The 15009-nt window shown below is 43.8% G+C and carries 15 protein-coding genes and 1 pseudogene; 10 read left to right on the plus strand and 6 right to left on the minus strand.

Going from position 1 to position 15009, the window contains the following annotated elements; genetic code table 11:
• Nucleotides 1–3 precede the first annotated feature (3 nt).
• Nucleotides 4–192 (minus strand): annotated as a pseudogene (locus tag MADE_RS21230) (redox-sensitive transcriptional activator SoxR); the annotation flags it as partial.
• Between the two features lie 121 nt (nucleotides 193–313).
• Here MADE_RS21230 and MADE_RS13885 point away from each other — a divergent pair.
• Nucleotides 314–1651 (plus strand): M24 family metallopeptidase, encoded by a 1338-nt coding sequence (locus tag MADE_RS13885; RefSeq protein ID WP_411918791.1) that lies wholly within the window; start codon nucleotides 314–316, stop codon nucleotides 1649–1651.
• Between the two features lie 180 nt (nucleotides 1652–1831).
• On the opposite strand, the gene MADE_RS13890 is transcribed toward MADE_RS13885, so the two are convergent.
• From MADE_RS13890 to MADE_RS13900, 3 genes are all read right to left on the minus strand, one after another.
• On the minus strand, nucleotides 1832–2299 hold the full coding sequence (locus tag MADE_RS13890) for a hypothetical protein (RefSeq protein WP_023559817.1): 468 nt from the start codon (nucleotides 2297–2299) through the stop codon (nucleotides 1832–1834).
• A 356-nt stretch (nucleotides 2300–2655) separates the two neighbouring features.
• Nucleotides 2656–3768 carry a hypothetical protein gene (locus MADE_RS13895; RefSeq protein WP_041703442.1) on the minus strand — a complete coding sequence of 371 codons (1113 nt, stop codon included), beginning with the start codon at nucleotides 3766–3768 and terminating at the stop codon, nucleotides 2656–2658.
• 49 nt (nucleotides 3769–3817) lie between these two features.
• Nucleotides 3818–4618, minus strand: a complete 801-nt coding sequence (locus MADE_RS13900) for a PaaX family transcriptional regulator (protein ID WP_012519231.1) — start codon at nucleotides 4616–4618, stop codon at nucleotides 3818–3820.
• 162 nt (nucleotides 4619–4780) lie between these two features.
• Between MADE_RS13900 and MADE_RS13905 the strand changes: the two genes are divergently transcribed.
• From MADE_RS13905 to MADE_RS13915, 3 genes are all read left to right on the plus strand, one after another.
• The gene (locus MADE_RS13905) at nucleotides 4781–6463 is read left to right on the plus strand and encodes an isovaleryl-CoA dehydrogenase (protein ID WP_012519232.1); all 1683 of its coding nucleotides are present in this window, start codon (nucleotides 4781–4783) and stop codon (nucleotides 6461–6463) included.
• Between the two features lie 231 nt (nucleotides 6464–6694).
• On the plus strand, nucleotides 6695–7087 hold the full coding sequence (locus MADE_RS13910; protein ID WP_023559818.1) for an MbcA/ParS/Xre antitoxin family protein: 393 nt from the start codon (nucleotides 6695–6697) through the stop codon (nucleotides 7085–7087).
• Complete coding sequence (locus tag MADE_RS13915; protein ID WP_023559819.1) at nucleotides 7087–7770, plus strand: RES family NAD+ phosphorylase; 684 nt, start codon at nucleotides 7087–7089, stop codon at nucleotides 7768–7770. Before MADE_RS13910 ends, MADE_RS13915 begins: the two co-directional genes overlap by 1 nt.
• Before the next feature lie 145 nt (nucleotides 7771–7915).
• Here MADE_RS13915 and MADE_RS20325 read toward each other — a convergent pair whose 3' ends face one another.
• A complete protein-coding gene (locus MADE_RS20325) occupies nucleotides 7916–8071 on the minus strand; it encodes a DsrE family protein (protein ID WP_012519235.1) in 156 nt (51 codons plus the stop codon).
• A gap of 175 nt (nucleotides 8072–8246) precedes the next feature.
• Here MADE_RS20325 and MADE_RS13920 point away from each other — a divergent pair, with 175 nt between their 5' ends.
• A complete protein-coding gene (locus MADE_RS13920; protein ID WP_012519236.1) occupies nucleotides 8247–8849 on the plus strand; it encodes a DUF4136 domain-containing protein in 603 nt (200 codons plus the stop codon).
• A 157-nt stretch (nucleotides 8850–9006) separates the two neighbouring features.
• On the opposite strand, the gene MADE_RS13925 is transcribed toward MADE_RS13920, so the two are convergent.
• The gene (locus tag MADE_RS13925; protein ID WP_012519237.1) at nucleotides 9007–9456 is read right to left on the minus strand and encodes a Spy/CpxP family protein refolding chaperone; all 450 of its coding nucleotides are present in this window, start codon (nucleotides 9454–9456) and stop codon (nucleotides 9007–9009) included.
• A gap of 166 nt (nucleotides 9457–9622) precedes the next feature.
• Here MADE_RS13925 and MADE_RS13930 point away from each other — a divergent pair, with 166 nt between their 5' ends.
• The 5 genes from MADE_RS13930 (at nucleotide 9623) to MADE_RS20765 (ending at nucleotide 14712) form a co-directional block, all read left to right on the plus strand.
• Nucleotides 9623–10333, plus strand: a complete 711-nt coding sequence (locus MADE_RS13930) for a response regulator transcription factor (RefSeq protein ID WP_012519238.1) — start codon at nucleotides 9623–9625, stop codon at nucleotides 10331–10333.
• Nucleotides 10334–10346: 13 nt separating this feature from the next.
• Nucleotides 10347–11723, plus strand: coding sequence for a sensor histidine kinase (locus MADE_RS13935; protein ID WP_012519239.1), 1377 nt, complete (start codon nucleotides 10347–10349; stop codon nucleotides 11721–11723).
• 86 nt (nucleotides 11724–11809) lie between these two features.
• The gene (locus tag MADE_RS13940) at nucleotides 11810–13795 is read left to right on the plus strand and encodes a class I adenylate cyclase (protein ID WP_012519240.1); all 1986 of its coding nucleotides are present in this window, start codon (nucleotides 11810–11812) and stop codon (nucleotides 13793–13795) included.
• A 122-nt stretch (nucleotides 13796–13917) separates the two neighbouring features.
• The gene (locus MADE_RS13945) at nucleotides 13918–14310 is read left to right on the plus strand and encodes a BlaI/MecI/CopY family transcriptional regulator (RefSeq protein WP_012519241.1); all 393 of its coding nucleotides are present in this window, start codon (nucleotides 13918–13920) and stop codon (nucleotides 14308–14310) included.
• A 147-nt stretch (nucleotides 14311–14457) separates the two neighbouring features.
• Nucleotides 14458–14712, plus strand: a complete 255-nt coding sequence (locus MADE_RS20765) for a hypothetical protein (RefSeq protein WP_174377453.1) — start codon at nucleotides 14458–14460, stop codon at nucleotides 14710–14712.
• The last annotated feature ends 297 nt before the right edge of the window (nucleotides 14713–15009 follow it).

Below are 15009 nucleotides of genomic sequence, written 5' to 3' on the forward strand. Positions count from 1 at the left end.
GCGCTACTTTTTATTGGAAATTAGAAATTGAGACTGCACGTTATCATCGAGCAACTGGGCGCCACTGCCCCGGGCTGCCACTTTATCGTCGTTATTGTATAGCCTGCAGCGTTCTAATGACAAACACCCACAGCCAATACACCCCTCTAACGACGTTTTCAAACTAGTCAGCGCCGCTATTTTTGCTTCAAGAGGTTAAGGTAGTTTCATCAAGATAGCCACTCAATTGATTTATATATACAAAGCATAATTTACGTGTTAACGATATAAATAATAGACAGAAAATAGAAAAGTTATGAAAAAAATCAACGGAATGCATATGAACAAAGTTATATTTATTCTACTCACCCTCTTCAGTTTCAGTGCACTAGCTAACTCAGTTCTCTCAATGAAAGAACGTAGCGCATTAATTGACACTATTCTTGAGCAACGTTTCAGTGATGTACTCCCTGAAATTATGGAGCGTGAAGGCATCGACATGTGGGTGCTGATGTCACGAGAGTACAATGAAGATCCTGTTTTAAAGACCATGCTGCCCTCTACATGGCTAGCTGCTAGGCGCCATACCATGTTAGTCATTTATAATCCTGGGGATGGTCGCCCCCTTGAAAAGTTAGCAGTAGCTCGATACGCCGTAGGTTCACTATTTGAAAAGGCGTGGGACAAAGAAGCCCAACCTGATCAATGGCAAGCGTTGAAGCACATTATAGAATCGCGAAACCCAACGAAAATTGCCATCAATACTTCCGATGCTTTTGCCCTTGCAGACGGTATGACATCAACCGAATACAATAGGTTTATGGCCACACTATCTGATCAATTCAAACGTCGAGTGGTAAGCGGTGAAATGCTTGCTATTGGTTGGCTAGAGACGCGTAGTGAGTTAGAGATGAAGCACTACCCTGCTCTTGCGCAAATTGGCCATTCGCTTATCGCCACGGCATTTTCTAATGAAGTCATTACCCCTAATGTCACTACAACCGATGACGTGGTTTGGTGGCTTCGCGATCAAACTCGCGCACTAGGCTTAACCAACTGGTTCCACCCTACTGTTTCTATCCAACGTAAAGACAGCGAAGTTTTTGATCAAATCAGTGCGTTTAGTAAGCGCCCTGGCGAAAATATTATTCGACCTGGTGATTTAATTCACGTTGATTTTGGCATTACTTACCTTCGGCTTAACACTGATCAACAACAGCATGCTTACGTGCTAAAGCCCGGAGAAAAAGACGCACCAGCGTCACTCAAAAATGCGCTCAAAGCCGGTAACCAGTTGCAAGACATACTAACCAGTAATTTTAAAGTAGGAAGAACAGGTAACACTATTTTAAATATGTCGCGACAGCAGGCTATAGAACAGGGTATCACGCCCGCTATTTACACTCACCCGCTTGGTTTTCATGGGCATGCAGCTGGCCCAACTATAGGAATGTGGGATGCACAAGAAGGAGTGCCTATTAAAGGTGATTACCCAATGTTTGCACAAACGGCGTACTCTATAGAACTTAATGCAGCGAGTTTTATTGAGAAGTGGAACAAAAAGATAAGAATTATGCTGGAAGAAGATGCGTTTTTTGACGGTAAGTCAGTGACGTATTTAGATAATAGGCAGACTGAGTTTCACTTAATTCATTCGGGAGAAGCGCAATAACTATACGTGAGGCGTTGAGTTTATTTTGAAATATAAGCGCTAACGTGTGGCAAGAATAGCCAGTACGGGAAAAGAGACTGAGAGATAAAATTTGTAAAGTGTCAGGCCTTTCGCCTTTTAAGCGAAAGGCCATGAAACTGTACATAGAATTAGCAGTAGGTTGCTACCCTTTTCGCAGGCTTATTCAGCTGCAGTGCGAACAACCACGTTTTCCGCTTTGTATTCACGAACAAAGTCAGAAATTGCTTTGTGGTTACAGATAATGTTTTCACCTTCCAAATCAAACTTTGCTAGTGCCGCTTCTTTACCTACAGACAGCGCTTCTAAACATGCTTGCGAAGCTACATCTTTGTTTTTAGCAACAAGAGCAACAGTTTTAGCGTTGTCAGAGGCTTTGTTGTTTTTGTACATGTAAGCGAACGTGCGAAGTGACTCGCCGTTACAGCGAACTGATGCACTAAACTCTTCCGCATTAAAACCTTTTGAGCGAATAAGGCGCAATGCAGGACCAAAACCATCTTTAGCTGCAGTCAAACACGCTTGTGTTTCAATATTATCGTTAATTGGCTTAAGTGCGATGTCTTTTGCGAAAGACTGAGTTGCAGCAACAGATAGCGTTAAAGCAATAGCGAAAGTAGACAGTTTCATTTTTTGAATTCCTATTTTGTAACTAAATTAGATATCACCTAAGTGATGTGTACATTATGAACAATACTTTCAAAAAATAAAGCAATTTTCGTAATTAAATTACAGAAAAAACAAAATAAACAGACAGATCACGCCGAAACTGAAAGTTATTTACAAAAAATAACAAGTTTTGTATAAACATTTACATATAAGTCTTTTTCGTTACAGCTTTGGCTATTTATAAGTTGGGTATAATGCTGGCAGATGCGGTTGAGCGGTAGATACAAAAACGCGCTGGCAAGAGAGCTCAGCGCGTCTGAAACAAAAAATCTATTGGAAGACTCTTTGAGCAATAATGCAGAGTCTTGTTCACAGAACTATGAAATTAAATCATGCATCCAATTGATGGAAGGTAGTTGCTGCTCAGGTTGGTAAAACAGTCTATTTAACCTACCCAGTAAATTTACCGACCGACTTGGATCGTGTGCTTTCATTCTGTGCGCACTTTCAGTACGCATAAATTCCCAAGGCTGTAAATTTAAATCATCAACCTCTTGCTGTTCTACACCAAGAGACTTCAGGGTAGAGAGGATACGCTCAGTCTTACTCTCTGCGATGGGAATAATCTGGTTACCGTACAGCTCGTCTAATGGCGCATTAACCGCTTCTAACGTATGATTGATTGCAGACCACACATCGTCGTGATCAAACGCCCATCCACGCGGTGCGTAGTAACCTTCTATTTCCCACTCAAATTCCGCGTTACTTACTGCAATAGAGCTTTCTGCTTCGGGCGAATAGGCTAAATCCGGCTTAGCCCCAATATTGTATGCATCAACACTCATAGCAACACAAACAATGAGATCACCGCAATATTGAGGGTTGGTATACAGGGCTTCAAACGCAGCCCGTTTAACGCCCATCCAACCGTGAACTTTAGAGGGCTGCTCTACAAAGTGACGTACGTCATCTGGCAGGTCTTCACCGTAAAGATCGATGAGTAAGGGCAACGGGTTTTGATCCGGTGCTTCATCTGGCATCCATACTTCGTATTCTTGACGGTTATCGGCCTTTCCCCGGCTTTTTATGCCATAAGATAAATTTACTGGTCTACAGATACTGCGATCTTCATCTACTTTGTGAAAATATTCAGAGCGCATACGCTTAATAAAAGGGGCATCTAAACCCGCAAGCGCGGCTGTCGGGTACCGATAACCAATTTCGCTGTGCTCAACCATATGTAAAGTGGGAATAGCTTGCGTCAGCTTTCTTTTCAAACCCGACAATGTATTCACTTTTGGTAGAACGATACTGCGCTCTGGCTCTATGGTTAACCTGCTGCCATCTTCAGTAATAAACTTTGGCGTTTTGTGAAACTCATAACCGTTAAACCCCATTGTTTTTACCGCTGCATTTCTATATTGCGATAGTTCACTAAAAAGCGCGGTGTGATTGCGAATATGTTTAAATAACGGTCTTGATGCGGTCATATTTACTTCCAGTTCGGCTACTTCCATTTTAATTCAGGGGTCTATTGACCTAATTCTTTGATAAAAAGCGATGCCATATTTCTGCGCCTACATCGTCATAGTGTTTTACCAAATCTCGATAGCGCTTACGCAAAGCGACATCCACCAGTGGCGATGGTAATAAAGGGTCGAATACCAGTCGATATAACGCGCTATCACCTACGACATATGACTCTTTGGTGGCTTCTTCAAGGGGTAAGCTATGCAGATGCTTCAGCGACTGTTCAATTTCCTCGCATCCGTTGCGATAAAGCCCTTCAAGATCATCCTGACGCCACAACTCCATTGCCTTGTTATGCATTTTGTCTTCAAAGTCAGTGGCACTAAAAACCATGACTTTCTTGGACAACCCTAGTGTCTGAAGTTTTCCTCTTACCCCTTTCGCACCATCAAGAATGTTGTTCGGTCTAATATACATGTCGCTTACTAGCTTTCTCATTCCCACTAGCTTTAGCGCACGTTCGTTAGTTCTTTGCTGCTTCTTATCACTTTTTGGTAGCGTATTGGTCTGCGCAACCACCCAATCGTTACCCCACGACATAAGGCTGTCTTCGGCGTTGCGCCATTGACTAATTTCTTTAGCAAACTGCTTACCGTTTTCCCCAAGCGCGTAATAACCACGCTCAACTAAGGTGATCAGCTGCATAGACTGTAAACGCGTTAGCGTAACGCGAATGTTATTTTCAGAAATGCCAAATAACGCGCCTACCCTCACTGCAGAAGCAGCATTCATTTGTATATTTTCTCGCGAACCGAGAAGTTTCAACAGTAGCTTTCTCGCCACTGGCTTTTTCACTATTGCTTGTTGCACCGTATAACTACTTCTTCATGTGGCTTAATTACGTGTCTGTGTTTCTGTCAACGTTAAAAACCATCATTATACAAAGGGTTGTCGAGCACAAACATTACATAATTTGACTAATTAAAACATTCAGTGTAATGATCTTAATATTGTTATTTTTGGCACCACATTATGACCTCACTTAACCGCTTTGATACACATACTGTAGACAACCAGCCGTCTATTCTAAATTCATACAACTTGTGGCGCGATGACAAACTACTAAAGACATACGTTACTCAGCAATTACCCGAGAAGCAGCATTGGATTGCAGAACTCTTAGGATGCTTTGGCGCGCTTGCAGGCAATGAACTCATGGAGCATGGCGAGCTCGCTAATAAAAATAAACCCGAGCTTCGTACCTTTGATCGCTACGGCAGGCGTATTGATCACGTTGACTTTCATCCAAGCTATCACGCGCTAATGCAAAGTGCGATGAAACACAACGTACACAACTATTCATGGCAAAATGAACAACAAGATGGCGCACATACCCTTCGCGCGGTGTTAATGTACATGCACTATCAAGCCGAATCTGGTACGTCTTGCCCCCTTACCATGACACATGCTGCTGTGCCGGCAATGCGCTATGGTAAGTCGCTTCCCTCTTACTGGTTAGATAAACTCATTAACGGTGTTTATGACCCTCGCTCCCTGCCCGCAAGTCAAAAAAACGGGGTTACTATCGGTATGGGAATGACCGAAAAACAAGGCGGTTCAGACGTAAGGCGCAACACCACTACTGCGACAAAGCAGCGCGATGGCAGCTATAGTATCGTAGGTCATAAGTTCTTCTTCTCTGCCCCCATGTGTGATGCCCACCTCATTCTTGCCCAAGCCGAAGGCGGGCTTAGCTGCTTCCTGCTGCCCAGAATACTCGAAAATGGTGAACTGAATAACGTGCGAATTCAACGTTTGAAAGACAAGCTAGGCGACTGGAGCAATGCATCCTCTGAAGTAGAGTTTCAAGAAGCCACGGCATACTTAATTGGTGAAGAAGGCCGTGGCGTACCGGTGATCATCGATATGGTGTCGTTAACCCGTTTAGACTGCATGATTGGTTCATCAGCGCTAATGCGGCAATCACTGGTACACGCATTACACCACGTAAGTCATCGCGACGCGTTCGGCAAAACCTTAGTCAACCAGCCCTTAATGCAAAACGTTCTAACAGACCTTACCATCGAGTGCGCTGCCGCTACTGCGCTCACTATGCGCGTTGCAAAAGCAGTCGACAACGCATCACGTAATAGCTATGAAGCAGCATTAGCAAGGCTGGCCACGGCGATTGGAAAATACTGGATTTGTAAACGCACGCCTATGTTTGTGAACGAAGCTCAGGAGTGTTTAGGCGGTATTGGTTACGTTGAAGAAAACCCCATGCCCCGATACTACCGTCAGGCACCGCTTAACTCAATTTGGGAAGGCAGTGGAAACGTGCAATGCTTAGACGTACTTCGCGCACTCGCTAAAGAGCCCAATGTAAAAGAAGCGTTGTTTAACGAACTTAAAACGCAAACCGGCAAAAATAAACATTACGATATTCACCTTAGTAAACTATTAGACGAGTTATCAAATACGCAGAATATGGAAACGCGCAGCCGTTATTTAACTGAGCAAATGGCGCTAGCGCTCCAAGCATGCACGTTACTTGCTACATGCACCTTTCTTGCTAAAGGAAACGTCCATAACGACATTGCTCACACATTCTGTGAATCACGGCTCGGCAATGCGTGCGGTTTCGCTTTAGGTACACTCCCCGATACGACACCGTTTGAAAAAATTATCGCGCTGGGGCAGGTTTCTTCTAGCTAAACCCTATCTTGAAATAGCTTTGAGATTATATGTGTAATGATTGAATTATTTCGTTCAGCTCGATTATCAGCGCGCTAAATTTAACGGGTTTGAACTGAAGCTTTTAGACATATTTAACCGTCATTGATAACGTCACCTGCCCAGCCATTTCATATAGAATTATTTTTCAATTTGCGCTCTATATAGAATTAACTACAATGAGGATATGGTCGGTCACGCGTTAGGTGTTCTATGCAAGCGCAATCTTCAACAACAGACAAAGGGCAGTTTGCCCATGTTGCTAATGCAATTCACAACTTGTTCGAAAAGTGGCAGTTAAACCAAAAGCAGCGTATGCAGCTACTTGGCTTTACATCAACATCCATGCTGCACAGATTTGAGAACGAGCCAGAAAAGGTATCTGTGCGCCCTGATTTGGAAACGCGGATAGGTTTGCTACTAAATATTCATCAAGCCTTGAGGACGCTGTTTAGCAACCCTGACAACGTGTATGGATATCTGTCGATGGTCAATAACAATCCCCCTTTTAACGGTCAAAAACCAATTGAAATTGCCTGTCGCGATTTTATGGGCTTAGTTCGTGTACATGACACCCTCGATGGCATGCGTGGAGGAATGTGGTAGTGCGTTGGCACCGATTGATTAACAGCAAATACCCTACGATTGATATTTTCGACGATATTGCTTCGCCAGAAGCCTTTGACGCGATTTACGCCATGCAAGCGAAGGTGAACCCACGCTTACGGCTACTCAATACAGGGGAAGGTGCGATCAGTACCAGCGAGATACTCATAGGCGCTCAGCAAGTGCACTCAGCCATTGCGCCGTTCGTGCATATACCTGTAACGCCTTCTCGATTTAGTACAGGCGGATTCGGTGTGCTTTACGGTGCAAGTACTGTCCATGCTGGGTTAGATGAAGTGCGCCACCATATTGTGAAGCACCTGTCTCAAGTGAATGGCTTTGCTTTTGAAAACATTCAGCTAAGGGAATATGTGTTTAATTACGCTGCCCCGTTAGAGGATGTGACGGGTGTGCAAGAATATCACCTGCCTGATGACTACAGCGCTCCGCAGGCGTATGGCGCAATAATGTGGGCGGCTACACGCGACAAGGTGATTAAAGGACTGACAAAAAAAGATACGGTCGGTGTAAGATATCGATCGGTACGAAGTGCCAATGCAGAGTGTATTGCACTATTCTCGCCAAAGTTCATTGAAGACATGAAGCAATCGCGTCACTACGATATGAACTTCAACCCTAAAACTAAAATGCTCTCGCCCGAGAATGAAATTAAGGTCGCTTGATGTTACTAATCACGCCACGTACTTTATAAAGAATGTAACAAGCAATGAGAGTAATAAGCAGCTCCGCATTCGTGGATTAGTGCGCTGATGAAGTGCATTGGATATCTGCAATTCACAAATGTTTATCACAAAAGAAAACGGCCTTTTAAAACGGGTTAACCGAATACCCTTTTTGCGCCAAACGCGCATGTGCTGTCATGGCAGATAAATCCATTTTCACCCCATCAATCAATGCACTTTTTTCAACGCCATGGGCTGCGGCAGACTGCCCACACACTATCACTTCAACGCCTTGCTCCATCAAAGCACTTAGCAGTATTTCGTTGCAGAAATGCTATCAACATTTCCAAATCTTATTTCGATAGTAAGGCCTATGCGATCCAAAACCTGGGAAAAACACGTTAAAGATACAACGAGTCGAACTTTGCTTTGTTAAGCATGTCTTCAATAAAGCAGTATTTTACAGTGGGTATATTATGTATAGCAGCACTTCGAAAAATGTGATGAGCAGAATAACGCATCAACTGAGCAAAATTAAAACAACCCTATTAGCGTTAATGTGCGTCGCTATCGTAAGCGCCTGCAGTAGTAATAAGCCTCAGATAAATGTTGATGAAAACCAAAACTTTGCTGACATCAAAACGTTTTACATTCAGCCTCCGTTGAACCCCATTAACGCAACGCTTGCCAACCATCTATCAACGGCTATCACTGAGAACCTCATCGCAAAGGGTCTTAAACCGGCGTCTGAAGAAGACGCCGATATCGCTGTGGGATACGTGCCTTCCACAAGCACGAAAGAAGACGGCACTACGCTAAATTTAGGGTTAGGTACTGGTAGCTATGGCCGCTCTGGCGGTATTTCACTAGGCAGCATTTTCAGCATTCCCGTGGGAGAGCAAACGTCGCTTCAGCAAGGGCTGCAAATTGATATGGTAAAAGACGGAAAGTTTATTTATAGCGCAGCTGGAAGCACTGAACTAGATGGGAAAGACAGTATCAGTATACAAAATAGTCTGAACGAACTTGTTAGTGAGTTACTCAACCCTTACCCAAATACAACGCTAAATACCCAATAGGTTGAGCCGGCCCTTTCGCTATTTTGAGCCTTTTTTTAAGACTTTTAAAATCAAAAATGCGTGGGAATTAAAACACCCCCTTCGTTGAGTTTTGTCAATGAAGGGGGCATTTATTTTAAGCATTTTACCTACAATGTTATCGAGAAGCGGCGGCTAATTAGCTGTGCTTACGCTGCTTTTTTCCACGCTTCCCTTTCATTTCATCAAATTTTTCTAGCTGTTCATCGGTAAGGATATCAGCAACTTTTGCACGAATCTCCGCGCGTTTTAGAAAGCGCGCTTTTACTTGCTGCGCTTTTTCCTCGGCAATGGCATTCACTTTATCCTGATAGTCTGCATCATCTGGATTTAGGCCAGCCAAAAGGTTTCTATTTTTACGCATGCCCTCTTCACGCATTTCCGATTTTTTAGCTCGGCGTTCCGCTTTAAGCTCTTCCTTTAACGTTTGAAATTGTGCTATTTGCTCGTCGGTAAGGGCAAGTACTTTTTCCATTTTATGCAGCGGAAAAACGCTCCCGCCTCTGCGCTCATCAGAATGCTTACCGCCTGCATAGGCAGTCGTTGCGATACATGCACTTAATAAAACACCGGTAATTAATTTTTTCATCTTAATCTTCCTACTTGTTTTGTCATGATAATGCATGACGTTAAAAATAATGTTGTCTCATCAACGAAATGAAGTATGCGTGAATCAATCGATAAGTAGGGTTAAGCTAGTGTAAAGTTCGGTAAAGTTGAAAAAAACACCCAGCGTAAAAGGGTAAGCTTAAATCATGGAAAATGAAAAAATTAACGTATTACTTGTCGACGACGATGTCGACCTTTGTGCGCTGCTAAGCGAATTCTTAGAAGGCGATGGTTTTAGTGTGCATGCTATTCACAGCGGCGAAGAGGCCGTCAACACGCTGCTAAACAGTAATCAGTACGACACCGTAGTGCTAGACATTATGATGCCAGGTATGTCGGGGCTTGATGTGCTTAGAGCCGTTAGAGCTGAAAAGCAAACGCCCATTCTTATGTTAACCGGGCGGGGTGATGATATTGATCGCATTGTCGGCTTAGAAATGGGTGCAGACGATTACTTACCTAAGCCGTGTAACCCAAGAGAACTTGGCGCGCGCATTCGCGCAATAATACGCAGAACACAACAGCTTAAAGCGCCCGCGACTGTGATAACCGAACTACATGGCATCTCACTAGATATTGGCGCGCGAACAGCCTCGGTAAAGGGAAGGCCTATTACTTTGACTGGCGCAGAATTTAACGCACTTTGCTTGTTGATGGAGCGTGCAGGGCAAACCATTTCGAAACAGGAAATGACGCAAGAGGTGCTAAGCCGTCCGCTGGAAGCCTATGACAGAGCCATGGATGTACACATCAGTAGAATTCGACAAAAGCTATCTGCTGTGGGTGTGAATAGTGTGATTAAGTCTATTCGCAAAGTAGGCTATCAGATGTTGACCTCACCTCAGTCACAAAAATAATAAGGTACGTGATATGGCTGCAGGCACTACGTGGAAAAACATAAAAAACGGGCTCGGATTCAAGCGCTTATTTTGGCGTATTTTCCTTACTTTCTGGATTGCTAGCCTCGCGGTAATGGCCACTACAGGCTACGTATTAATAAACGAATATACCTCCACCGAGTACAATCAACGCTTTTTTAACGACGTTACCGCCCAAGCTGAAAGAATTGTGTGGCGTTACGAGCATGAAGTGCTTGTTGACGGCAAGGCCAAAAGAAAGATAAAAGAGTGGATACGGCAGCGAGAAAACCGCGGTGGCCAGCTTATTCCCATGCTAGTTTACAATGCTAAAGGTGAATCTATTTATCATTATAGAATGAATAAGGTGCCCTCTGAGCAGCGTATTGAACAGCATGTTTATGGGCCTTCAAATACTCGCTATACGGTATTGGTTCGCCAACCGCAGGCACCTCGTATGTATAAACAAGTGCTGTACCGTTTTCAATCCATACAATTTGTTTTAATTTTTGTGGCATGTGCCCTTGTCAGTGCCCTACTCAGTTGGACTATCGTTAAACCAATAACGTATTTAGGGGCATTTAGTCGCCGCTACGCCAATGACCAAACCATCGCGCCGTTACCTACCCCTTTGCTTGCTCGCGGTGACGAGCTTGGTGACTTAGCGACAGATATAAACTTTATGGTGGGTAAAACCCATGAAGCGGCGAGCGCCCAGCAAAGGCTTCTTCACGATGTCTCTCACGAATTGCGCGCCCCGCTGGCTCGTTTACAGGCTTCTGCAGCACTGATAGAACAAAATCAACCTGACAATCGCCATGTAAAGCAAATTCATAATGACTGCCATCGTATAGACCAGCTCATCCAACAGATATTAAATTTTTCAACATTGGAAAACGCCCAACCCGAGGAACAAGTTTGCGATATAGCAGCCTTGTGTGAGCGGATTTTGGATGACATGGCAATAAACTATCCTGGCATTCCAACGGTTTTGACACCGCCGAAAGGCACGCAAAAACAACGATTGATTCGCTGTTACCCCGAAGCTATCCATCAAGCGCTGGATAATATTATTGGCAACGCCTGTAAGTACTCAGATAAAAGGCAGCCTGTGAGTGTGGCTATTGAGTCGACTAGCGCAGCTATGCTCATTAAGGTTACGGATAAAGGCCCCGGCGTTGATGAAAAGGAAATCGAGAAGTTGATGCAACCTTTTTACCGGGCAGGAAACCAAATGCATACTGAAGGCTTTGGTTTGGGACTTAGCATTGCGTTAAAAGCGATTAAAAAACATGGCGGTAGCCTAACTATGCAAAGCCCTAGTGAAGGCGGTTTGTGCGTAGAGGTGTCGCTACCTAGGCATGGTAAAAAAACGGCTAAAAGCCGATAAACTTTCACTCTGTGAAGACGAAATGTAAGGAAGTCGACGTAAAATAACGCTATGCTTGACGTAATGATGAAGTGCAGATTTAAATAATGGCAGCGCAACAGCCGCTTTCCGTTCAGCAAAACCTCACTATTCGCTTGTTGCGGGTACTGAGATACAACAAAGCGCGTATTGAGCGTGCCCTTACACTCATGCCTGAAAAGCACAGACCTCTTTTTCACGTGCTTCCTTTTCTGGTGCACGTCAATCACGAGTCGCTTCCCGGCTTTGTCGCGCCCCTCTCAACGGGCGAAAGTGTACCTTTTGGGATCAGTAATTATTCCTTTAGGACTGATATAGAAAAAGCCCTTTTACGATGCTTCCCTTCAGAAAGCCATTTGTTTGCAGACATAAAGCAGATATGGCCGCGACAACGCGCCGTCGATGCTTTGGTACTTATGGGCAGTGTAGGCACTATCGCTCAAACCGATGATTCCGATTTTGATTTCTGGGTATGCATAGACGGAAAACAATTCACTTCCACCGCACTTTCGCTATTGCAACAAAAGCTTACCGCTATAGAAAAGTGGGCCGACCAAACCTTTGGTATAGAAGTGCATTTCTTTTTGTCTGAAATAGACAAAGTAAAACAAAACGACTTTGGCGTTGCCGAAGGAGAAAGTGCGGGTTCCGCCCAAGCGTTATTTCTCAAAGCCGAGTTTTATAACACCAATATCGTGGTGGCAGGTAAAGCCCCCTTTTGGTGGCTAACCCCAGAAAAAACATCAGAAAAACAGTATCAAGCCATATACAACAGCCTTGAAAAAGGTGGTTCACCAGATCTAGATTGGTTTATGGATTTAGGCCATTTAGAAAAGTTAGATGCCAGCGAGCTTTTTGGGGCAGCTATCTGGCAGTTAGGAAAAGCGATGGACTCGCCGTTTAAGTCGGTGCTAAAAATGGCAAAGTTAGAGGTTTACCTTGCTAATATCGCCGAGGGACAACCACTGTGCAACCTGCTTAAAAAGCATGTACACCGAGGCGCTGAAGCACCGGGGCATGTGGCAGACATCGACCCCTACTCGCTTATGTTTGATGAGCTAATTACCCACTACAGTGAGCATGGGCAAGCCGAAGACATTGCCGTACTAAGAGAGTGTTTGTATTTGAAATGCGGCTGTGCCCTTAGTCAACCGCTGATGGAAGATGAGAAACCCAACTTCAAACGCAGAATTATGGCGTCTTATGCCAGACAATGGGGATGGAATCGAAAGCAGCTTAGTCATTTTGATAATCAGCAAGAATGGAATTTCAGCGAGCGAGTGCAATTAAGTCGTCGCATTCATCGTTTCTTATTGAAATGCTACCGTCGTATTTCCAAAGAGCTTAGTCACCACCAGCAAGTCATGGATGAAAAAGACATGACGGTATTGGGCAGACGTTTAAGCACGTACTATGCGAAAAAAGCCGATAAAATTGAATTCCTTCGCCGTGCGTTTGACGAAAGCCTTTATTGTGAAAAGGTCACTATTGCCATGCGCCAGCTCAAAAACGGTGAGGAAGTATGGTCGGCCTATGCAGGAGATTTATTGAGTAAGTCGGGTATCATCGACGAGTCGCAAAAAATTACGCAGGCATCAAGCGCTATCGCACTCATGGTGTGGTGTGTATCAAGCAAAATCATCGATACACACAGTAAAGTTTACCTCGACTACAACTACGGCGAAGTCAGCGAACTTGATTTAAACGACTTACTTAAGCACTTATGCAAGTATTTTCCACCGGTAAAGGTTTCAGCACTTCCGCGAAATAACCTGCTCGCTCCAGAACGGATCACCGCCTGCTTTGCAATTGTAAACTTTCCTACACTACGGCAAAAAGCCACAGTAGAGGACGTATCTGTTATCTACAGCACGTCTTGGGGCGAAACATTTCTAAAAAGCGGCAGTGAAGTACTTGATACACTATGGTACGACTTGCAAGAAGTCTCGCCAGCCCCACCTTGCTACGTTATGGTGCCAAGAGGTAATCAACAGGCTCGTATTTTAGGTGAATTTTTAGAGGCCCATGAACTTAACTTCACCGTTTTATACTAGCTCTCTCCCACTTTCTGTATATCCCGTCTAAAAAATACGCAATAAAACTTGCACTTTAGAATTACAAGTATAATCTAAAGTCATAGACTACAAATGTAATCCATTAATTAGACATTATTATTATGAATAAATCGACGGACAAACCTGAAATTTCTAATGCGGAATTTGAAGTACTCGACGTGTTATGGGAAGACCATCCTGCCACATCGAATGAAGTTATCGCACGCCTTAACAATAAAAAAAGCTGGCATGAAAAAACCGTAAAAACACTGTTAGGAAGGCTGGTTAAAAAAGAGGTACTGGGGTTTGAAAAGCAACACCGCCAATATCTATACCACCCCTTAATAGCGCGAGAAGATTACACGAAGAAAGAAACCACAAGCTTCGTTAGTCGACTTTTCAAAGGAAAAATAGCCCCAATGGTAGCGGGCTTCGCCAACCAAAACTCACTTTCACAGCAAGATGTGGACGAGCTCAAGGCCCTAATAAAAAAGTGGGAACAGAACAATGATTGATTGGATTATTGCTCAACAGGGCATGCTTTCTGTAACACTTACACTGCTTATAATTACAGAGCATTTTTTACACAGAAGCTCGGCGCATCACTTACGTATAAATTATGGATATTGGTCCCCGTTTGCTTGCTGCTTAACAACATCCCTATGTCGATAGTAGCAATTCCATCGAATGACTTCAGCCGATATGTGGTAGGGATCACCCCTACTTTGACCACTCGCGACGCCGCGCCTTTGTTCATAACCTGGGGGATAGGGGTATGCGTTATTACGGCCTATATTTTGGTGCACCACCTAACGACATGGGCGTCTATTGGCAAACGTCGTGCTGTACACACTAACGCGTATTATTCTAGTAAAGCCACCACGCCTATGCTTTTCGGCTTTATCGCGCCCAATTAGCGATACGCCCTAGGATATAAAAGGTACAAAAGAGGTGAGTAGCAATAGGTAACGTTAGCTAAAACAGCCACTTTTATGCCGTGTTACAAAGTAGAATACTAAAAGGAGCAATCGCTCCTTTTAGTGTTTTGTCTAATTGACTTATCCACTCGGCCCACATCATTTCTTTTCGCGAAAATGTAAAGCGCCTTTACATTTTCTCTACAGTATTTGCGGTACTACTGCGTTAGAATGTAAGTATTTACATACGCTCTAGCTATTAATTAATGGAATGCCTGAATAGCCTTGATTCAAATT

The organism is Alteromonas mediterranea DE (assembly GCF_000020585.3).
Lineage (GTDB): Bacteria > Pseudomonadota > Gammaproteobacteria > Enterobacterales > Alteromonadaceae > Alteromonas > Alteromonas mediterranea.